The 20,214-nt window shown below is 56.3% G+C and carries 19 protein-coding genes and 1 riboswitch; of the genes, 15 read left to right on the top strand and 4 right to left on the bottom strand.

Annotation, left to right across the window (positions count from 1 at the left end; translation table 11 throughout):
- Positions 1 to 332: 332 nt before the first annotated feature.
- The 4 genes from AB4Y96_RS17925 to AB4Y96_RS17910 form a co-directional block, all read right to left on the bottom strand.
- Positions 333 to 884: a DUF924 family protein gene (locus AB4Y96_RS17925; protein ID WP_441918852.1), complete on the bottom strand. Its 552-nt coding sequence runs from the start codon at positions 882 to 884 to the stop codon at positions 333 to 335.
- A 25-nt stretch (positions 885 to 909) separates the two neighbouring features.
- Positions 910 to 2,754, bottom strand: a complete 1,845-nt coding sequence (locus AB4Y96_RS17920) for a monovalent cation:proton antiporter-2 (CPA2) family protein (RefSeq protein ID WP_441918851.1) — start codon at positions 2,752 to 2,754, stop codon at positions 910 to 912.
- A 422-nt stretch (positions 2,755 to 3,176) separates the two neighbouring features.
- A complete protein-coding gene (locus AB4Y96_RS17915) occupies positions 3,177 to 4,010 on the bottom strand; it encodes an amidohydrolase family protein (RefSeq protein ID WP_441918849.1) in 834 nt (277 codons plus the stop codon).
- A gap of 13 nt (positions 4,011 to 4,023) precedes the next feature.
- Positions 4,024 to 4,827 (bottom strand): IclR family transcriptional regulator, encoded by an 804-nt coding sequence (locus tag AB4Y96_RS17910; protein WP_441918848.1) that lies wholly within the window; start codon positions 4,825 to 4,827, stop codon positions 4,024 to 4,026.
- 165 nt (positions 4,828 to 4,992) lie between these two features.
- Between AB4Y96_RS17910 and AB4Y96_RS17905 the strand changes: the two genes are divergently transcribed.
- From AB4Y96_RS17905 to AB4Y96_RS17835, 15 genes are all read left to right on the top strand, one after another.
- Positions 4,993 to 6,309, top strand: coding sequence for an ABC transporter substrate-binding protein (locus tag AB4Y96_RS17905; protein WP_441918847.1), 1,317 nt, complete (start codon positions 4,993 to 4,995; stop codon positions 6,307 to 6,309).
- A gap of 108 nt (positions 6,310 to 6,417) precedes the next feature.
- Positions 6,418 to 7,314, top strand: a complete 897-nt coding sequence (locus AB4Y96_RS17900; protein WP_091878148.1) for a carbohydrate ABC transporter permease — start codon at positions 6,418 to 6,420, stop codon at positions 7,312 to 7,314.
- A gap of 1 nt (position 7,315) precedes the next feature.
- A complete protein-coding gene (locus AB4Y96_RS17895) occupies positions 7,316 to 8,182 on the top strand; it encodes a carbohydrate ABC transporter permease (protein ID WP_091878146.1) in 867 nt (288 codons plus the stop codon).
- Positions 8,183 to 8,188: 6 nt separating this feature from the next.
- Positions 8,189 to 9,286, top strand: a complete 1,098-nt coding sequence (locus AB4Y96_RS17890) for an ABC transporter ATP-binding protein (RefSeq protein ID WP_441918844.1) — start codon at positions 8,189 to 8,191, stop codon at positions 9,284 to 9,286.
- 2 nt (positions 9,287 to 9,288) lie between these two features.
- A complete protein-coding gene (locus AB4Y96_RS17885) occupies positions 9,289 to 10,401 on the top strand; it encodes a mandelate racemase/muconate lactonizing enzyme family protein (protein WP_441918842.1) in 1,113 nt (370 codons plus the stop codon).
- Positions 10,402 to 10,404: 3 nt separating this feature from the next.
- Positions 10,405 to 10,734: an L-rhamnose mutarotase gene (locus AB4Y96_RS17880; protein ID WP_441918841.1), complete on the top strand. Its 330-nt coding sequence runs from the start codon at positions 10,405 to 10,407 to the stop codon at positions 10,732 to 10,734.
- 183 nt (positions 10,735 to 10,917) lie between these two features.
- Positions 10,918 to 12,003, top strand: coding sequence for a Gfo/Idh/MocA family protein (locus AB4Y96_RS17875; protein WP_441918839.1), 1,086 nt, complete (start codon positions 10,918 to 10,920; stop codon positions 12,001 to 12,003).
- The gene (locus tag AB4Y96_RS17870) at positions 12,004 to 12,459 is read left to right on the top strand and encodes a MaoC family dehydratase (protein ID WP_441918837.1); all 456 of its coding nucleotides are present in this window, start codon (positions 12,004 to 12,006) and stop codon (positions 12,457 to 12,459) included.
- Positions 12,460 to 12,492: 33 nt separating this feature from the next.
- Positions 12,493 to 13,227 carry an SDR family oxidoreductase gene (locus AB4Y96_RS17865; protein ID WP_091878133.1) on the top strand — a complete coding sequence of 245 codons (735 nt, stop codon included), beginning with the start codon at positions 12,493 to 12,495 and terminating at the stop codon, positions 13,225 to 13,227.
- A 20-nt stretch (positions 13,228 to 13,247) separates the two neighbouring features.
- Positions 13,248 to 14,093, top strand: a complete 846-nt coding sequence (locus tag AB4Y96_RS17860; protein ID WP_441918836.1) for a fumarylacetoacetate hydrolase family protein — start codon at positions 13,248 to 13,250, stop codon at positions 14,091 to 14,093.
- Positions 14,094 to 14,132: 39 nt separating this feature from the next.
- Positions 14,133 to 15,410: an L-fuconate dehydratase gene (locus tag AB4Y96_RS17855; protein ID WP_441918835.1), complete on the top strand. Its 1,278-nt coding sequence runs from the start codon at positions 14,133 to 14,135 to the stop codon at positions 15,408 to 15,410.
- 109 nt (positions 15,411 to 15,519) lie between these two features.
- Positions 15,520 to 16,230 (top strand): DUF1868 domain-containing protein, encoded by a 711-nt coding sequence (locus AB4Y96_RS17850; RefSeq protein WP_441918833.1) that lies wholly within the window; start codon positions 15,520 to 15,522, stop codon positions 16,228 to 16,230.
- 112 nt (positions 16,231 to 16,342) lie between these two features.
- Positions 16,343 to 16,543: riboswitch (cobalamin riboswitch) on the top strand.
- Positions 16,544 to 16,667: 124 nt separating this feature from the next.
- Positions 16,668 to 17,912, top strand: a complete 1,245-nt coding sequence (locus tag AB4Y96_RS17845; protein WP_091878129.1) for an aromatic ring-hydroxylating oxygenase subunit alpha — start codon at positions 16,668 to 16,670, stop codon at positions 17,910 to 17,912.
- Between the two features lie 8 nt (positions 17,913 to 17,920).
- The gene (locus tag AB4Y96_RS17840) at positions 17,921 to 19,012 is read left to right on the top strand and encodes a 2Fe-2S iron-sulfur cluster-binding protein (protein WP_441918831.1); all 1,092 of its coding nucleotides are present in this window, start codon (positions 17,921 to 17,923) and stop codon (positions 19,010 to 19,012) included.
- Between the two features lie 57 nt (positions 19,013 to 19,069).
- Positions 19,070 to 19,969, top strand: coding sequence for a LysR family transcriptional regulator (locus AB4Y96_RS17835; protein ID WP_441918829.1), 900 nt, complete (start codon positions 19,070 to 19,072; stop codon positions 19,967 to 19,969).
- Positions 19,970 to 20,214: the final 245 nt, after the last annotated feature.

Genomic DNA, 20,214 nt, shown 5'->3' with positions numbered 1-20,214 from the left:
GTTCCTTCTAAGCGATAATATCAGAGCGCAGCATGGCGTGCGGATGCGGCTGGACAAGACAGCGCAAATCCGCCCGCAATGCAGGTCAAATCAGATTTTGGGGCGATGAACGGGATTTGTTGCTGACGCTGCGGGTGCAGAGTCAGCTTGCTTCGCAAGTCCGGACTTGGAGGCTCTTCAGATTGTTCGTCCGGCATCGATGCGCGGTCAGTCCCTGTTTGACTGGCGTCATTGGTGAAATTTACGGGTGCCAGATGCCGATATAATGGCAGTCTGTGCCGTCACGTTCAAGAGGATATGGCAAAATTCAGACCGGTACGGTGAAAATCTGTCTATCCGGCAAATCCGCCCGCATCGAGAAACGCCTGTTCTTCCGGTGTTGATTTGCGTCCCAGCAAGCCATTGCGATGGGGGAAACGGCCAAATCGCTGAATAATATCGTAATGTTCGGTGGCCCATGCCAATTGGCTTGGTGCCGACGCCGTGTAGAGTTCTACACAGCGCAGTTGCTCGTCAATATTTTCCGAGTGCATAAAGGGCAGATAGAGAAAGCCGCGTATCGATGGTTCGAGCGCGAGATCGTGGCCTTTTTCGAGCGCCTGACCGGCATAATGGCGGGCGAGCGAATCCGTCGCATACATATGGCCGGTTCCGCGAAAGCAATTACGCGGAAACTGATCGAGCAGGATCATCAGCGCCAATGCGCCTTCGGCAGTTTCAACCCAGCTGTCATGTTCGCGGCGAGCGGCGGCAAAATGCCTGTCGAGAAAGGTCTGATGAAACGTTTCATCAAAGGCCGCATCCTTCTTGAACCACGCATCGGGACCGGCTTTGCGCCAGAAACCGACGATATCATCGATAATCGCCTGATCGGTCTCAGCCATTGTGTTTTCTCCCATATTCAGTCTGTCAGTTTTCGCCGTTGGCCGGTTGCGGCGCGGGCAGTACGAGGGCGGTTTCCTGATTCAGAGCGCGGCCCGATTGGCGTGGTTTGACCAGGGGGCCGGGAACAGGTGCATTGCCGCGCATAAGATCGTTGCCAGCGCGTATGCCGCCAGCAAGCTGCAGGTCAAGGCGTTCCGCATCGCGGCGGCGTACGTCATCGATGATTTCGGCGGCTTCTTCAGGGGAGACGCCAAGGCCGACGAGTGTGTTCTCGCCGAAGGAAAGTGCCGACTCGAAGGTCTCGCGAATTTGATATTCCACTCCGGCCTTGATGAGCGACAATGTATTGCCGCGATCAAAGGAGCGCGCATAGACCTGCACGAGTGGATACTCAGCCTTGATATTCTGGGCGATGGCAAGAATGGTGTCTGCCTTGTCGACGCAGATGAGGACAGCCTGAGCGCGGCCTGCACCGGCGGCATGCAGAATGTCGAGCCGTGTACCGTCGCCATAATAGACCTTGAAGCCGAATTCCGACGCGGCCTGGATCATTTCAACATCATTGTCGATGATGGAGACATCGACACCGCGTATCAGCAAGGGCTGGCAGGCGATCTGGCCGAACCGGCCGAAGCCGATTATCAGCACGCTGCCCGAAAGGCCATCGGCGACATCCACACCATCGAGTGACTGTTTTTCACGCGGCAGAATATAGCGCAGGCCGATGATGGCGATGGGTGTGAGCACCATGGAAATGATGATGATAGCCGTCAGCATGGCATTGGCCCGGCCATCGAGAATGCCGACAGATGTGGCGGTGGAATAAAGCACGAAGGCAAATTCGCCGCCCTGCGCCATGACAATGGCGCGCTCCAGCGCTTCCGAATGGCTGGATTGCATCAGGCGGGCGACGATATAGATCGCGATGGCTTTTACGACCATGAAGGCGACCACATAGAAAAGAACAGTCTGCCAGTTTGCCGCGACGACGCTGAGGTCAAGCGACATGCCGACCGCAAGGAAAAACAGACCGAGCAGGATGCCGCGGAAAGGTTCCACATCGGCTTCCAGCTGATGCCGGAAAGTGGATTCGGACAGGAGCACGCCCGCGAGAAATGCGCCCATCGCCATGGAGAGGCCGCTGACCTGCATGACCAAAGCGGCGCCAAGTACAACCAGCAGGGCGGCGGCGGTCATGACCTCGCGCGCCCGGGATTGGGCGAGAAAGCCGAACAGGGGGTTGAGGAGATAACGGCCCGCCACGATAATGCCAATGACCGCGCCGACACCGATGCCGATATCCATCCAGCGCAGGCCGGTGGGTGGCGCATCCGTTGCGGCAATGGGCGCGAGAAAGGCGACGAGGGCGAGCAGCGGCACGATGGCAAGATCTTCAAGCAGGAGGATCGAGACCATGCGCTGGCCTTTTGTGCTTGAGATTTCGCCGCGTTCCTCCAGCAATTGCATGACAATGGCGGTGGAGGTCAGGACAAAACCAGCGCCAGCAACAAAGGATATGGCCACGGGAAAGCTGGTGGCGATGCCGACACCCGTCAAAAGAAGCGCGCAAACGCCCACCTGCAGGGCGCCAAGGCCAAAAATTTCCTTGCGCAGACCCCAGAGCCGCGAGGGCTGCATTTCAAGACCAATGATGAACAGAAACATGACCACGCCAAGTTCGGCGACATGCAGGATCGTTTGCGGATCGGAGAAGAATTTGAGGCCGAAGGGACCAATCACCAGACCGGCAGCGAGATAGCCAAGGACAGAGCCAAGCCCCAGCCGCTTGAACACGGGTACGGCAATGACACCCGCACCCAAAAGCACAACGGCACTGAGAAGATCCGGTCCATGAAGCTCCGCCGCCATTTTATCTCCCGCTGTTGATGGTGTTGCTGACTAGCAGAGGTAAAGCGGGATGGATTGGCAAGCAAGTGGTTTGAGGCTTGGGGGTGTCTGTGATTCTGATGCGACTGTGCCGCTCACCCCCCTCTGTCCTGTCGGACATCTCCCCCACAAGGGGGGAGATCAGCTTGTATAGCCGTTTCAACCAACCTTCGACGTTGCAGTTTACGCGAAAGCAGCAATGTCAATGTGATCTCCCCCCTTGTGGGGGAGATGTCCGACAGGACAGAGGGGGGTGAACGCTGGCGGTTCGTGGTTCGACAGGCTCACCATGAGGGAGAGGGGTGATGAAGGGGAGTCGAGTTCTGCGATCTTTGCGACTAGCCTTGCATCCACCAATTTCCCTCATGGTTGTTATGTCGAACCACGCACTACAAGCTACCAACCTACAATCCCCATACCCTCTGGGCATTCCCCGAAAACAGTTTTGCTTTTTCGCTCTCGCTGCATCCAGCAATAAGAGCATGTGTTGCTGCAACCCAAGTTGCCAGACCACCGCCCAGTGTGCAAACGGGCCAGTCACTGCCCCAGACGATACGGTCCCAGCCGAAACTGTCGATAATATGATGCACATAGGGTTTCAGCGTATCGGCAACCCATTCTCCATCCGCATAGGCGACCACGCCGGAGATTTTCGCGATGACGTTTGAACGTTTGGAAACATCCGTGATCTTCCCGCGCCACGTTTCGAAATCATTGCCCTTGATATCTGGCACCCCGCAATGATCGAGAATGAAAGTGACATCGGGGGCAAGGTCGACCAGGGCGATTGCCTTGTCCATCTGACGCGGCAGGACGCAGAGATCAAACGTCAGGCCCGATCCGCCAATACGCCTGATGTTCTCGCGGAAGAGGGGATTTTCTGACAGTTCATCCGGCATGGTGTGCAGAATGCGGCGGAAGCCTTTGACGAACGGGTTGGCTTGCTGGTGTTCGAGATAGACAGCAAACCCGTCTTCCTCCGGACGGCAGGCGGCAATTGCCCCGGCAATCAGATTATCATTCCGCTTTGACAGATCAGCCACATAGTCAATTTCCGTCTGGATTTGCGATGGTGCAACATCCACTTCCATATGCAGCGCCTGCGTTATCCCGGCGCGGCGGGCCTGAAGCGCATATTCCTCGTAAAGAAAATCACGGTTGAGCGCCTCGACGCCCGATAGCCAAGGGTAGTGCAGGGCTGACTGGTCAATGAGATGAAGGTGCGTATCAATCAACATGCTTGGCTCCAGTTCAGGCGTGACGGATGACACTGGAATGGATCACGTCAGCGCCCGCCAGTTCCGACAGTTTTTGCGCTGTTGCTACCAGCATTTCGCGGGCCTGACCCACATCGGGCGCGTCGGCAATGTTCAGGAGCTTGATATAAGGACAGGTCAATGCGGCGATGGACCGTCCGTCAGGCCCGAGAATCGGTGCAGATATGTTGAATACGCCTGCGGTCTGTTCACTTGCCATGATTTCGTAACCGCGCTCGCGGATATGGTCGAGGCGTTCGCGGAAATCTGACGGCTGGGCGATATCGTCAGCATGTTTTTCATATTCGGCGATCATCATTGCCCGTTCCTCATCGGAGCGGAACGCCAGAAGAACGTGGCCGGAACCGGTGTTGAACAGACTAATGTGCGAGCCGACGCGGATCGAAATGCCCCAATAGTCAGGGGCTTCCTGCTGGGCAATGACAACGGCTGCACCGCGGTCAAAGACACTCAACTGGTTGGCCTGTTTTGATATGACCGCAAGATCGCGCATCAGCGGCGTGGCATAGGATGCCAGCCGCCTGACCGGCGCATGGAGTTGTGCGAGGCCGAACAGTTTCAATGTCAATGAATAGCGATCACCTTCAAGCCGGGTGACATAGCCGCGCCGGACCAGCCGGTCGAGCATGCGGTAAAATTCATTGGGACTGCGGCCAAGATGTTTGGCAATTTCGGCCTGCGTCAGGCCGCCATCGATCCCCGAAAGCAGTTCGAGAATATCCAGTCCCTTGTCGAGTGCCGGGGCGCGATACCGGTCGCTGTCGTCTTCTTCAATCATGGCAATCCCCTCATTTCACTCAATGCATATACGAAGATTATCTTCATAGGAAAGCGTTTCCGCGCTTGACGGTCAAGCCGCATAATGTTTGTATATGAATGACACGCCCATATATGGGTGAAGAAAAGTGCCGGGAGGCGGCACTCTGGGATTGGGAGGAATTGCATGAAGAAGCTTTTGGCCAGTGTTTCGGCTGGCGCCATCGCGCTTTTGAGCACAAGCTTTGCCATCGGCGCCGAGTTGCCGGGCAAGTTTGCAGGCGTGACCATCGACGCCAAGCTTATTGGCGGCCAGCAATATGAGCCGCTCTATGAGCGTATCGGCGAGTGGGAAAAACTCACGGGTGCCAAGGTCAACATCCTGTCAAAAAAGAATCATTTCGAACTCGATAAGGAGATCAAATCGGATATCGCTTCGGGCAGCCTGAAGTGGTGCGTCGGTTCGAACCACTCATCCTTTGCACCGCAATATCCTGATATCTACACGGATTTGACGAAGCTTATTCCTGCCGAAGAAATTGCAGCCTTCGTTCCTGCCAACATCAAAGCTTCGACGCTTGACGGCAAGCTGGTGATGTTGCCGCGTGCGCAGTTCGACGTTTCGGCGCTGTATTATCAGAAGAGCATCTATGCGGATGAAGCCAACAAGACGGCGTTCAAGGCCAAATATGGCTATGAGCTGACCCCGCCAGATACATGGCAGCAGGTCACCGATCAGGCGACCTTCTTCACCAAGGCACCGGATTTCTACGGCACGCAGTTTGCGGGCAAGGAAGAGGCGATCAATGGCCGCTTCTATGAAATGCTGGTTGCCGAGGGCGGCGAATATATCGATAAGGATGGCAAGCCCGCCTTCAATTCAGCCGCTGGTATCAAGGCGCTCGACTGGTTCGTCAATCTTTATAAGGCCAAGGCTGTGCCTGCCGGTACAACCAATTACCTCTGGGATGATCTCGGTCAGGGTTTTGCTTCGGGTTCAATTGCCATCAATCTGGATTGGCCGGGTTGGGCAAGCTTCTTCAATGATCCGAAATCTTCGAAGGTTGCGGGCAATGTCGGCGTCAAGGTGCAACCTGCTGGTTCTTCAGGCAAGCGCACCGGCTGGTCGGGAAGCCATGGTTTCTCGGTAACCAATGCCTGCGCCAACAAGGAAGCTGCGGCATCGCTCGTCTGGTGGCTGACCAATGAAGACAGCCAGAAGCTGGAAGCCAAGGCCGGGCCATTGCCGACCCGCACTGCAGTCTGGGCCTGGGATATCGAACAGGCCAAGGGCGACGCCTACAAGACCGAGGTTCTGGCCGCTTTCCAGGAAGCTGCCAAGAACGCATTCCCGGTTCCACCACTTGCCGAATGGATCGAGATTTCCAACGCTGTTTATCCGGAGTTGCAGGCTGCCATCCTTGGGGACAAGACCTCGAAGGAAGCACTCGACACCGCTGCCCAGAAGGCAACCGACATCCTGAAGGATGCCGGCAAGCTTTAACGGGATCTGAGTGGAATGAAAAAGCTGCTTACCCCCTTTGGCTCTTTGGTTGGAGGGGGTGGGTAGCATTCATCCCGCAGAGCAGAGATCAAAAGGCCAATAGACCAGATGAAATTTCCCAAACTCTCAGCGCCGACACTCCTGCTGCTGCCTGCCATTATTGTTCTGGCGGCCGTCATCGTCCTGCCGCTGCTGTTTTCGCTCTATTCCAGCTTCACACCGTTCCGGCTGACCAAGCCGGAGACGCTGTGGATTTTCATTGGCTTTCGCAATTATGTGAGCGCGCTGACCAGTGTAGAATTCTGGGCAGCATTCGGGCGCACAGTCCTGCTTTTGACCATTGCGCTGAATGCCGAAATGTTCCTCGGTCTCGGGCTTGCCATGCTCGTCAACAAGGCGACGCGCGGCCAGCGGCTTTTGCGCACGCTGATGATGTTCCCGATGATGTTTTCGCCTGTGCTCGTCGGCTTTCAATTCAAATTCCTGTTCAACGACAATATCGGCTTCGTCAACAATGTCTTGCAGTCGCTGGGAATAACCACATCGGCCATACCGTGGCTGATCGATGGCAATCTGGCGCTGTTCTCAATCATTGTCGCCGAAGTCTGGTCGTCGACATCGGTTTTCGCCATTCTCATTCTCGCTGGCCTTCTCGCCATGCCGCAGGAGCCGGTTGAAGCTGCGCGGGTCGATGGCTGCACGCCGTGGCAGACATTCCGCTATGTCACATGGCCGTACCTCATGCCGTTTGCCTTCATTGCCATGACCATTCGCTCGCTCGACGTGGCGCGTGCCTATGACATTGTAAAGATCATGACCGATGGCGGTCCGGCAAAACGCACAGAACTGTTGTGGACGCTGGTCGGGCGCACCGCCTATAGCGATGCGCGCATGGGGCTGGCCAATGCCATGGCCTATATCTCGATCCTGCTTTCCATCCTGTTCACCGTGTATTTCTTTAGAAAGCTCGCCGCTGCGCGCCAGCAAATCGGAGCGGAGTGGTAAGATGGACCAGAACAACGCACACCGTCTCAAGCGCCGCGGCCTGAAAGTCCTGCATTTCGTCGGACTGTTCCTCGCTATGCTGGTCATCTGCCTGCCGGGTCTGTGGATCGTCCTGAATTCACTCCGCCCGACAGTGGAGATCATGGCGAAGCCGCCCGTGTGGATTCCGCAGGATATTTCGCTTGATGCCTATCGTTCCATGTTTGGCGGTGCCGGGCAGGGCGGTATTCCCGTCTGGGAATATTTCCGCAACTCGCTGATCATCTCGATTACTTCGACTGTCATCGCGTTGATCATTGGCATGGCTGGCGGCTATGCTTTTGCCCGGTACAAGTTCAAGGGCAAGTCGGCAATTTTCCTCGGCTTCATGCTGACCCGTGCCGTTCCCGGCATTGCGTTGTCGCTGCCGCTGTTCATGGTTTTTGCCCGGCTTGGGATTATCGACACGCATTTCTCCATGATCCTTGTCTATGTGGCCTTGAATGTGCCCTTCACGATCTGGCTGATTGATGGTTTCTTCCGTCAGGTGCCGAAGGATCTGGCGGAAGCGGCACAGATCGATGGCTGCACGCGCTGGCAGGCATTCTGGCAGGTGGAATTTCCGCTGGCTGGCCCCGGTATTGCTTCGGCAGGCATTTTTGCCTTCCTCACCTCGTGGAACGAATATGCGCTGGCAGCCCAGATCACCCGCTCGGTCAATTCGAAGACGCTGCCTGTCGGTCTTCTGGATTACACGTCGGAATTCACCATTGACTGGCGCGGCATGTGCGCGCTCGCCGTGGTCATGATTGTTCCGGCGCTGACCCTCACATTCATCATTCAAAAGCATCTGGTGTCCGGACTGACGTTCGGCGCGGTGAAAGGTTAAGTTGTAATGGCACCCGTAACCCTGAAAAAGCTGGTCAAGCGCTATGGCAGTGTCGATGTCGTGCATGGCATTGATCTTGAAGTGAAGGATCGCGAGTTTATCGCACTGGTTGGACCATCTGGCTGCGGCAAATCCACGACACTCCGCATGATTGCCGGGCTTGAGGAAATCAGCGACGGCATCGTCGAAATCGGCGGCAAGCCTGTTAACGATCTGCCGCCGCGTGCCCGCAATATCTCGATGGTGTTCCAGTCCTATGCGCTTTATCCACATATGACCGTGCGCGAGAACATGGGTTTTTCGCTGAAGATTGGCAAGATCGCGCAATCCGAGATTGACCAGCGGGTCAATGAAGCGGCTGCCATTCTCGACCTGTCAAAACTGATGGACCGGCGCCCGTCGCAGCTGTCAGGTGGACAGCGCCAGCGCGTGGCGATGGGCCGGGCAATCGTGCGCAAGCCTGAAGTGTTCCTGTTCGACGAGCCACTTTCCAATCTCGATGCGAAATTGCGCACGCAGGTGCGCACCGAAATCAAGCGTCTGCATGCCAAGGTGCAGGCRACAATGATTTATGTGACCCATGATCAGGTGGAGGCGATGACGCTTTCCGACCGCATTGTCATCATGCGCGATGGGTATATCGAGCAGGTCGGCACGCCGGAGGAAGTGTTCAAGCGTCCGGCAACGCGTTTCGTCGCGGGCTTTATCGGCTCACCGCCGATGAACCTGAATGAAGCCACCGTCGATGGCGGCAAACTCGTGTTGCAGGGTGGCCAGAGCCTGCCGCTGCCCATCGAATTTCGCAACAAGGTGGTTGCCGGGCAGAAGGTCATTTTCGGCCTGCGCCCGGATGATATCTATCCGACCGGTCACGGCCTGAGTTCCGGCGATGCGACTGACGTGCATGAACTGTCATTGCCGGTGTCGATCACCGAGCCGCTCGGCAACGAAACGCTGGTGTTCATCACACTGGGCGAGCGCGAATGGGTGTCGCGCATGCTCAATCCGCGCCCGCTCGGATCAGGCGAAACCATCAAGCTGAGCTTTGATCTGTCGCAGGCGCATCTCTTTTCGCCTGAAACCGGCAAAACCCTGCGGAGCTGACCATGGCCAAAATCGAACGGGTTGAATTGCGCATGGTTGATCTGCCGCCAAAGGTGCTGCGGACCGATGCCATCCAGAGCTTTGTTTCGCAGGAAACACCAATTGTCACGATCACCGATAGCGATGGCGCTGTCGGCACAGGATACAGCTATACAATCGGCACTGGTGGTTCGTCGGTGATGCGGCTGCTCTCGGATCATCTGGTGCCGCGTCTGCTCGGCAAGGATGCAGATCAAATCGAGGCAATCTGGCGCGATTTGGAATTTGCCACGCACGCCACGACCATCGGGGCGATTACCGCGATTGCGCTTGCTGCCATCGATATTGCCCTGTGGGATTTGCGGGCGAAGAAGCAGAACCTGCCATTGTGGAAACTGGCTGGCGGCGCGAAAGATCGCTGTCCGCTTTACACAACCGAAGGTGGCTGGCTGCATATCGAAAAGCAGGCGCTGGTGGATGATGCCCTGCAGGCGAAGGCAAAGGGTTTCAAGGGTGCCAAAGTGAAGATCGGCCGCCCGCATGGATCGGAGGATCTTGACCGGCTGTCGGCGGTGCGCGATGCGGTGGGACCCGGTTTCGAGATCATGACCGATGCCAATCAGGGCTTTACGCTGGATGAAGCTATCAGGCGCTCGCAGGTGCTGCGCGATATCGATCTGGCCTGGCTGGAAGAGCCGCTGCCTGCCGATGATATTGATGGCCATGTGCGGCTGTCATCGGCAACCCAGACACCTGTCGCGGTCGGCGAGTCACTCTATTCCATCCGGCATTTCCGCGAGTATATGCAAAAGCGCGCCTGCTCCATCGTGCAGGTGGATGTGGGGCGGATCGGTGGCATCACGCCCTGGCTGAAGGTGGCGCATACGGCCGAGACTTTTGACATGCCAGTCTGCCCGCATTTTCTGATGGAGCTGCATGTGAGCCTGACCTGTGCGGTGCAGAATGGCAGATATGTCGAATATATCCCGCAGTTGGATGACCTCACCCAAACGCAGATGCGTATCGAAAACGGCTATGCCATTGCGCCGTCGGAACCCGGTATTGGTATCGACTGGGACTGGGATGCGGTGAAGGCCCGCAGCGTTGGCGAGTTCACCACGGAAATCCGGAGCTAGACTATGCAGCGCATGGGAATGATGATCGGTCTGAACGGTGAAAAGGTTGCCGAATATAAGCGTCTGCACGCGGCTGTTTGGCCCGAGATTCTTGCGCTGATCTCCAACTGCAATATCCGCAACTACACGATCTTTTTGCGTGAGCCGGAGAGCATCCTGTTCGGCACATGGGAATATCACGGCGCGGATTTTGCCGAAGATATGGCGAAGATGGCTGCCGATCCGAAAAACCGGGAATGGTGGGCTGTCTGTATGCCCTGTCAGGTGCCGCTTGCAACGCGCGCGCCGGGCGAATGGTGGGCGATGATGGATGAAGTTTTCCATTTGGATTGAGGATGATGATGAGCGTTCGCACCCCCCTCTGTCCTGTCGGACATCTCCCCCACAAGGGGGGAGATCACATTGACATGAACGCTTTCCTACAACGGGAAATATTGCAGATTGTGCAAAGACAGTACTCGCAGCTGATCTCCCCCCTTGTGGGGGAGATGCCCGACAGGGCAGAGGGGGGTGCCAGTGCCTCATACTGAACATTTCAATCCAATTACTTTGCAACAAAGCTGGCAACTACCTGCAAAGCCTCGCCCGATCGTGACATTCGGGGCGGGCAGTATTGTTGGTGATGCGCATTATCCTGCCTATCGGAAGGGCGGTTTTCCCATTGCTGGTCTGTTTGATCCGGATCACACCAAGGCTGGTAAAATCGCGTCGGAATGGAATGTGAAAGCCTACGAATCCATGGGCGAGGCGGCGGCGGTCGACAATGCCATCTTCGATCTGGCAACGCCTCCAGCGCGCCATACGGATGTGCTGAAAGCACTGCCGGAAGGTTCCTTTGCGCTGATCCAGAAGCCGATGGGTAGTGACCTTGAAGAAGCCTCGGAAATCCTGCGCATTTGTCGTGAGCGTAACATTACCGCTGCCGTCAACTTTCAGCTGCGGTTTGCACCGATGATGCTGGCGTTGAAGGACGCGATTGCTAAGGGCTGGCTTGGCGACGTCATCGATTTCGATGCATGGCTTGCGCTGGATACGCCGTGGTCGCTATGGCCATTTCTGGCTGATCTGCCGCGTGTCGAGATTGCCATGCACTCAATCCATTATATCGATCTGATCCGTCAGATTCTTGGCAATCCGCTGGGCGTACATGCAAAGACGCTTGGTCATCCGGCGCACAAGGTCGCGCAGACCAGAACGAGCGCGATTCTTGATTACGGCAATCGGGTGCGCTGTTCGCTCTCGATCAATCACGACCATAAATTCGGGCGCAAATTTCAGGCCTGTGAGTTCCGCGTCAGCGGCACCGAGGGTGCCGCCTATGTGAAGCTCGGGGTTAATCTCGACTACCCGCGCGGTGAGCCTGATGAGTTGATGATTTACCCCAAGGGTGGCTCTGAGTGGATCAATGTGCCGTTGCAGGGCGCATGGTTCCCCGACGCCTTTGTCGGGCGCATGGCCAATCTGCAACGTTTTGCCAGCGGCGAGGACACGGCGCTTGTGAGTTCGGTTGAAGATGCCTGGCACACTATGGCGCTGGTTGAAGCGGCCTATCAATCCAGCGCAGCGCCCGCAACGCCGCTCGCCCAAAAACCGGAGGTCTGAATGTCGGAGCAAACGGTCTATTTTGAGGATTATGAACTCGGCCATATCCGCACCACAACAGGACGGACAATCACTGAAACGGATTTCGTTGTGCATGCGGGCCATACGGGCGATTTCTTTCCGCACCATATGGATGCCGAATTTGCCAAGACCACGCCATTTGGCCAGCGCGTGGCCCATGGCACGATGATTTTTTCGATTGGCGTTGGCTTGACGGCGAGCCTCATCAATCCCGTGGCTTTTTCCTATGGCTATGACCGTTTACGGTTTGTGCGCCCGGTCTTCATTGGCGATACGATCCGCACACGCGTGACGATCAGCGCCAAGGAAGATGACCCGAAACGGCCGGAGAGTGGCCGCGTGGTCGAGCGCTGCGAGGTTCTCAATCAACGCGGTGAAGTTGTGCTGGCTGCCGACCACATCCTCATCGCCGAGCGCAAAACAAAAGTGATATGACGGGCACATCAATGTGCCAAATGGAGGTTTGAAATGACAGGTAAGCTTGAAGGCAAGCGGGTTTTGATCACAGCGGCAGGGCAGGGCATTGGCCGTGCATCGGCATTGGCTTTTCTGCAGGAAGGCGCGATTGTTCACGCCACCGATATCAATCAGCAATTGCTTGATGCACTGCCAAAGGAAGCTGGCCTCAAACCACGCAAGCTCGATGTTTTGAACACGGATGAAGTGACGAGGGTTGTCGGCGAGATTGGCCCGGTTGACGTGCTCTTCAACTGCGCGGGTTTTGTTCACAGTGGTTCCATACTGGAAATGCCCGATGCGGATCTGGAGTTTGCTCTTGATCTCAATGTACGGGCGATGGTGCGTACGATCCGGGCCGTTCTGCCCGGTATGATCGAGCGCAAAGATGGCGCGATTATCAATATGTCCTCCGTCGCCAGCAGCGTGAAGGGCGTGCCGAACCGTTTTGCCTATGGTGTCACCAAGGCTGCGGTTCTGGGCCTGACGAAATCCGTGGCTGCCGAATACATCACACAGGGCATTCGCTGCAATGCGATCTGCCCCGGCACGGTGGAAAGCCCATCGCTGGAACAGCGCATGCGCGCCGGTGGCGATTATGAAACAGCGCGCGCTGCTTTCATCTCCCGCCAACCCATGGGCCGTCTCGGCCTTCCAGAAGAAATTGCCGATCTCGCCGTCTATCTCGCCGGTGCAACCTACACGACAGGACAGGCATACAACATTGATGGCGGCTGGACCGTTTAAGTGAATCAAAGGAATAAATGATGAAATTTCTACGCTATGGCGAAGCAGGGCAGGAAAAGCCCGGTGTTCTCGATGCCAAGGGGCAAATCCGCGATCTCTCGGGTAAGGTGAACGATCTTTCCGGCGCTGCGCTTGATCCCGCCGCGCTGGCAAAACTTTCCGCTGGGGATGTGGAAAGCCTGCCTCTCGTCAGTGGCGATCCGCGCCTTGGCCCCTGCATTGCCGGAACCGGAAAGTTCATCTGCATCGGCCTTAACTATGCTGATCACGCGGCGGAATCCGGTATGGCTGTGCCGCCGGAACCCGTCATTTTCATGAAAGCGACATCGGCCATTGTCGGCCCGAATGATGATCTCGTTATTCCGCGCGGTTCGCAGAAAACCGACTGGGAAGTTGAGCTTGGCATCGTCATTGGCCGCACGGCAAAATATGTCAGCGAAGCTGAAGCCTTGGATTATGTCGCGGGTTACTGCACCGTGCATGATGTCAGCGAGCGCGCCTTCCAGATTGAGCGTGCGGGCCAGTGGACCAAGGGCAAATCCTGCGACACGTTCGGTCCGACCGGCCCGTGGCTGGTGACCAAGGATGAAATCGCCGATCCGCAGAACCTCGGCATGTGGCTGAAGGTCAATGGCGAGACGATGCAGAACGGTTCCACCAAGACCATGGTCTATGGTGCCGCTTTCCTCGTCTCCTATCTCAGCCAGTTCATGTCGCTGCATCCTGGTGACATCATCTCGACGGGAACACCACCCGGCGTCGGCATGGGTATGAAGCCACCGCGCTACCTCAAAGCCGGTGATGTGATCGAGCTTGGCATTGAAGGTCTTGGCACCCAGAAACAGGTGGCTCGCGCCGACGTTTAGTTCAGCGCCTATCCTGCAACATTATTCAAGAGGCATATTGTGACCCGTATTACCGATCTTCGCGTCTTCGACGTCCGCTTTCCTACCTCGCAGAGTCTGGATGGATCGGATGCCATGAACCCGGACCCGGATTATTCCGCCGCCTATGTCATCCTCGATACGGACAACAAGGCACTCTCCGGCCATGGCCTGACTTTCACTATCGGTCGCGGCAACGAAATCTGCTGCCTCGCGATTGAAGCGATGAAGCATCTTGTTGTCGGTCTTGAACTGGACTGGGTGAAGGAAAATCCGGGCCGTTTCTGGCATTTCATCACCGGTGACAGCCAACTGCGCTGGATCGGGCCGGATAAGGGCGCGATGCATTTGGCAACCGGTGCCGTGGTCAATGCGGTGTGGGATCTTTTGGCGAAAGAAGCGGGCAAGCCAATCTGGCAGTTGGTCGGCGAGATGACGCCTGAGGAGATCGTCAACATCGTTGATTTCCGCTACCTGACTGATGTGCTGACGCGCGAGGAGGCACTGGACATTCTGCGCAAGGCCGAGAGCGGCAAGCGGGAGCGGATGGCGACGCTTAAAGCGGAGGGCTATCCCTGCTATACGACGTCGGCGGGATGGCTTGGCTATTCCGACGAAAAGCTGCGCCGTCTCTGTCAGGAAGCTGTTGATTCAGGGTTCAACCATATCAAGATGAAGGTTGGCCGCGACCTTGAGGACGATATCCGCCGCCTGACCATTGCACGCGAGGTGATCGGGCCGGATCGTATCTTGATGATCGACGCCAATCAGGTGTGGGAAGTCAACGAGGCCATTGATTGGGTGAAGAAGCTCGCCTTCGTCAAACCATTCTTCATCGAAGAGCCGACCAGCCCTGATGATGTGGCTGGTCATCGCAAGATCCGGCAGGCGATCAAGCCGGTGAAGGTTGCCACCGGCGAGATGTGCCAGAACCGCATCATGTTCAAGCAGTTCATCGCCGAGGGCGCCATCGATGTGGTGCAGATCGATTCGTGCCGTATGGGCGGACTGAATGAGGTACTGGCCGTGCTGCTGATCGCTGCGAAGTACGAGCTGCCTGTCTGGCCGCATGCGGGCGGTGTTGGTCTGTGCGAATATGTGCAGCATTTGTCGATGATCGACTATATTGCTGTGTCAGGCACGAAAGAGGGCCGGGTGATCGAATATGTCGACCATCTGCACGAGCATTTTATTGATCCGTGCAATATTCAGGACGCGGCCTATATGCCGCCGTCGCTGCCGGGTTTCTCGATTGAAATGAAACAGGCCTCAATCGAGGAATATCTTTACCGGCCATAGGGCGGGTTTCATCTGCCTGACAAAGAGCTGTCCTATGGCGAGAGGATCATTCGCATGCCGGTAAACTTACGGGCATGCGATACTCTCATTTACGCGTCACGGGGTTCCCATGCTCGACCTGATCAAGCCTTCACTTGCCCGCTTTGCTGCCAGCCTTCACCCGGAGCCGCCCGTTCATCTCGGCAGGCGCTATAATACCAAGGGCGAGTTTCAGTTTGAGCCGGGCAATACGGTGGTATCCCATCTGGTGAAAGGTTCCGAATCGGAAGCGGCTGTTATTGCCGTGCGCGAGCGTATGCTGGCTATGCCCGACGCCGGGCAATTGGCGTTCACACCTATTTCCAGCCTGCACATGACATTGTTTCAGGGCATTATCGAATATCGCCGCCGGGCATCCTTTTGGCCTGATGATGTTGCACTTGAGACCAGTATTGACGATATGACGCGGCTTTATGTGGATCGTCTGCAGGATTTTGAAGGGTGTGGACCGTTTAATGTCAAAGTGATCGATGTCACGCCTGCAGGCCTGACAGTTGCCGGTGCGAGCGAATATGATGAGCGAATCCTGCGGGCTTGGCGCGACGCATTGGCTGTTCCCTTCGGATATCGGCATCCTGATCACGACACCTATGTTTTCCATATTACACTGGCCTATGTGATCGAGCGTTTTCCCGATGAACGGCTTGGTGCATGGCAGGCGCTTCTCGATGATTGCCTTGCTACCATTCAACGCGATGCGCCTGTTATTGCGCTCAATCCCCCGGCTTTTTGCAGTTTCGTTGATATGAACCACTTTGAAGAACTGGTTACTCTCGACTGAGAGAACAGCTGATTTGAGCGCCTGTCTGCGACATAGTGTGCATCGCCTGCGGGTGTCGTCTTACGTAAATGGGATGTCGTTTCCGCACCTATTCTTTTTTTATGCCGAATGCTTTTATCGGGGCACTTGAGGTGCCGCTTTTTTCTAGGGAAGCGGAGAATTGGGAAGCCGGTCGGAAACCCGGCGCTGCCCCCGCAACGGTAGTGGAGTGAAACACGGCATAACAGCCACTGGGCCACAACCCGGGAAGGCGTCGTGACAGCCGAGATGGCAACTCCAGAGCCCGGAAACCAGCCTCGGGACTGAAAACCGACTGATCGCGGTGGGCGATCAAGGAGCATGATTTTATGCGGGTATCGGCTTGTGCTGACCGTGTAGGCGTTCTTCCTCCGTCACCACCAGTCAGTTCTTTCGCAACACTGAGGCGAGGACACGACATGGATATGCGCAACGAACTGCTCCGGAACCTGAAAAACCGGAAACCCGGCTACGGCCTCGAACAGGCCTTCTATTCCGATCCGGACTATTATCGTCTGGATATGGAGAACATTTTTTATCGCGATTGGCTGTTCATTGGCCATGATTGTGAAGTCGCCAAGCCCGGCAATTTCTTCACCGTGCAGGTCGGCGACTATCCAGTCGTTATTGTGCGTGACCGCCAGGGCCTGATCCGCGCCTTTCACAATTCCTGCCGCCATCGCGGTTCGCGCGTCTGTGCGGCCGAGCGCGGCACATCGGCGAAGCTTGTCTGCCCCTATCACCAGTGGACCTATGAGCTTGACGGCCGCCTGCTGTTCGCGCGCCAGATGGGCGATGATTTCGACCCCAGCCAGCACAGCTTGAAACCGGTTCATTGCGAAAGTGTCGGTGGTTACATCTTCATTTGTCTGGCGCAGAACCCGGCTGATTTCAGCACCACTCGTGCACTGATCGAGCCTTATCTTGCACCGCATAAGTTGACTGAAACCAAGGTTGCCTATCAGAGCACCATTGTCGAGAAGGGCAATTGGAAGCTGGTCTGGGAAAACAATCGCGAGTGCTATCATTGCGTGGCCAACCATCCTGAGTTGTGCAAGACCTTCCCGGAAGCGCCGACCGTGAGCGGTGTACAGGGTGCCGGAGATGATCCGGAGATTGCTGCCCATTGGCAGCGTTGTGAAGCGGCAGGCCTCCCAAGCACTTTCCGCATGTCCGATGACGGTCAGTATCGCGCCACCCGTGTTCCGCTGCTGCGTGATGCGGAAAGCTATACGATGAGTGGTCGCCGCGCTGTCGGCAAGCAGCTCAGCGATATCGTCAACGAGAAGCAGATTGGCTCATTGCTGCTGTTCCACTATCCGACCACCTGGAATCATATTCTTGGCGACCATGCCATTTCTTTCCGCGTGCTGCCGCTTGGCCCGGATGAAACGCAGGTCACGACCAAGTGGCTGGTACATAAGGATGCCGTCGAGGGCGTGGACTACAATCTCGAAGAGCTGACGCATGTGTGGACGGAAACCAACGATCAGGACCGCCGCATCGTTGAGGAAAACGCTTTCGGCATCCGCTCGCCTGCTTATGAACCCGGTCCCTATTCGACCGAGCATGAAGGCGGCGTGCTGCAGTTCCTCGAATGGTATTGCAGGTTCATGGAAGAGCGTCTCACCGGCGGTGACACGCGGCTCAGCAAGGTAGCATAAGGTACACAATGAACATGGGCGTTCCTCAGTCTTACCCGCACCTCGACCAGATGCAGCCGTGGAATGATCGGCTGCATTTATTGGAGTGCCTGTCGATCATTGAGGAAGCGCCGAATGTGAAGACTTTCACATTCCGTTCCGACAATCAGAACTGGTTCCGCTACGAGCCGGGCCAGTTCATGACCTTCGAACTGCCGACGCAGCCCGAAGCCGTATTGCGCACCTATACGCTGTCATCCAGCCCGTCTCGGCCATTTACCATTGCCGTGACGGTCAAGGCTCAGGAAGGCAGCATCGGTACACGATGGATGCTGGATCATCTGACGCCAGGTGTCCGGCTGAAGGCGTTCGGGCCGCTGGGCGATTTCTCCATGCGCAAGCATCCGGGAGAAAAATATCTGTTTATCTCGGCGGGATCGGGCATTACGCCGATGATGTCGATGACCCGCTGGATGCATGATTGTGCGCCGCAAAGCGATATCAGCTTCGTTACATGCGCCCGCCGCCCCAGCGATATTATTTTCCGCCGGGAACTGGAATATCTCACCAGTTGCATGCCCAATCTGAAACTGTCCTTCCTGATCAAGGAGCACGAGATGGGGCAGCTTTGGACTGGCATTCGCGGTAGGCTCGAAGCGCCCAAACTGCCGCTGCTTTCGCCTGATTTCAAGGACCGTACAATTTTCTGCTGTGGCCCGGAAGGTTTCATGCGCGATGTGCGCACCATGCTTGAAGCCAATGGGTTCGATATGGCGCATTATCATCAGGAAAGCTTTGGCCCCGCCGCCGAGCCTGTATTGCCCATGCTCGATGTGCTTTCCACGGAAGCATTGGAAGCGGCTGCGACAATCACCTTCTCCATGTCTGGTATGGAGGTGCCCTGTATGCCGGGTGATACTATTCTGAAAGCAGCGCGTGGTGCGGGTATCCGGATTGCTGCCGCTTGCGAATCCGGCCTGTGCGGCACCTGCAAGGTGATGAAGCTCTCGGGCAAGTCCGAGATGGATCACAATGGCGGTATTCTCGACGAGGAAATCGACGAAGGATTTGTGCTTGCCTGCTGCACGAAGCCGCTTGGTAATGTAGAGATCGAGGCCTGATTATTTCTGCTTGGGTATTCTTCATCCCGATAAAATATATGTGCTAGTATTCAGCATATGAATTTGCGTTCTGTAGATCTCAACCTGCTCGTGGTGCTCGATGCGCTTCTCGATGAAGCGCATGTGTCGCGTGCTGCCGACCGGCTTGGTCTCTCGCAGCCTGCCACCTCAAGCGCGCTCGACCGTTGCCGCCATCTGTTCGAAGATGCATTACTGGAACGTGGCAAGGGGATGATGCGGCTGACGCCAAAGGCAGAATCGCTGCGCGTGCCCATCAAGAACCTCTTGGCGCAGATTACTCTCGTTCTTGATCCACCCGACATTGATCTTGTCACCATTCACCAGACCGTGCGCATACTCACTGCCGATCTTCCGGCTGTGGCGATCATCGGGCCTTTACGCGAGAGGCTTGCACAATCAGCGCCCGGTATTGATCTGGTGATCCAGCCCTGGCATGGCACTGAGGATTCGCTGGACAAGCTTGCGAAAGGAGCGGTTGACCTTGCCGTCGCGGTCTTCCCGAAAACGGATGTTTCGTTCCGGCGTGTGGATTTGCTGCACGAGCACTATGTGGTGATGATGCGCAAAGACCACCCGGCGGCAAAGGATTTTACCCTCGACCGCTGGCTGGAATTCCCGCATGTAATCGTTTCGGGGCAGGGGCATCGGCACAGCCCACTGGATGAGGAACTGGCCAGAATTGGCCGCGAGCGCCGGGTGGGCATCGTCGTCCCGAGCTTTCTGATGGTCCCGCCGCTGGTTGAAAATTCCGACATGATTGCAATGACGCCAAGCCTATGTGTTCCGGCAGATGCGAGCGGTTTCGCGCTGTTCGAACCGCCTATTCCGGTCGAGGGCTTTACGCTGCATCTGGCATGGCATGTGAGACGTGATCGGGACCATGCTGTTCAGCATGTGGGCGGTATTATCAGGGAGTTGCTGCAGAGTTCGGTATGAGATTTCTGCGTTGTATTTGCTGGTGATCACTTTGCGTGAACATGGTGCGTGGTTCGTGGTTCGACAGGCTCACCATGAGGGGCTTGGGTGGATGCAATGTTAATCGCAGAGAGGGTGCAGAATTTAACTCCCTCATCGCCACCATCCCCGTCATCCTCGGGCTTGACCCGAGGACCCACGGCAAAGGAAATCCAACGAATCTGAAACTTGACGCTTTTAAATTGTGGGTCCTCGGGTCAAGCCCG

The sequence above is a fragment of the Phyllobacterium sp. TAF24 genome (genome assembly GCF_052113785.1).
GTDB lineage: Bacteria > Pseudomonadota > Alphaproteobacteria > Rhizobiales > Rhizobiaceae > Phyllobacterium.
This window is presented reverse-complemented; position numbering and strand designations above follow the sequence as displayed.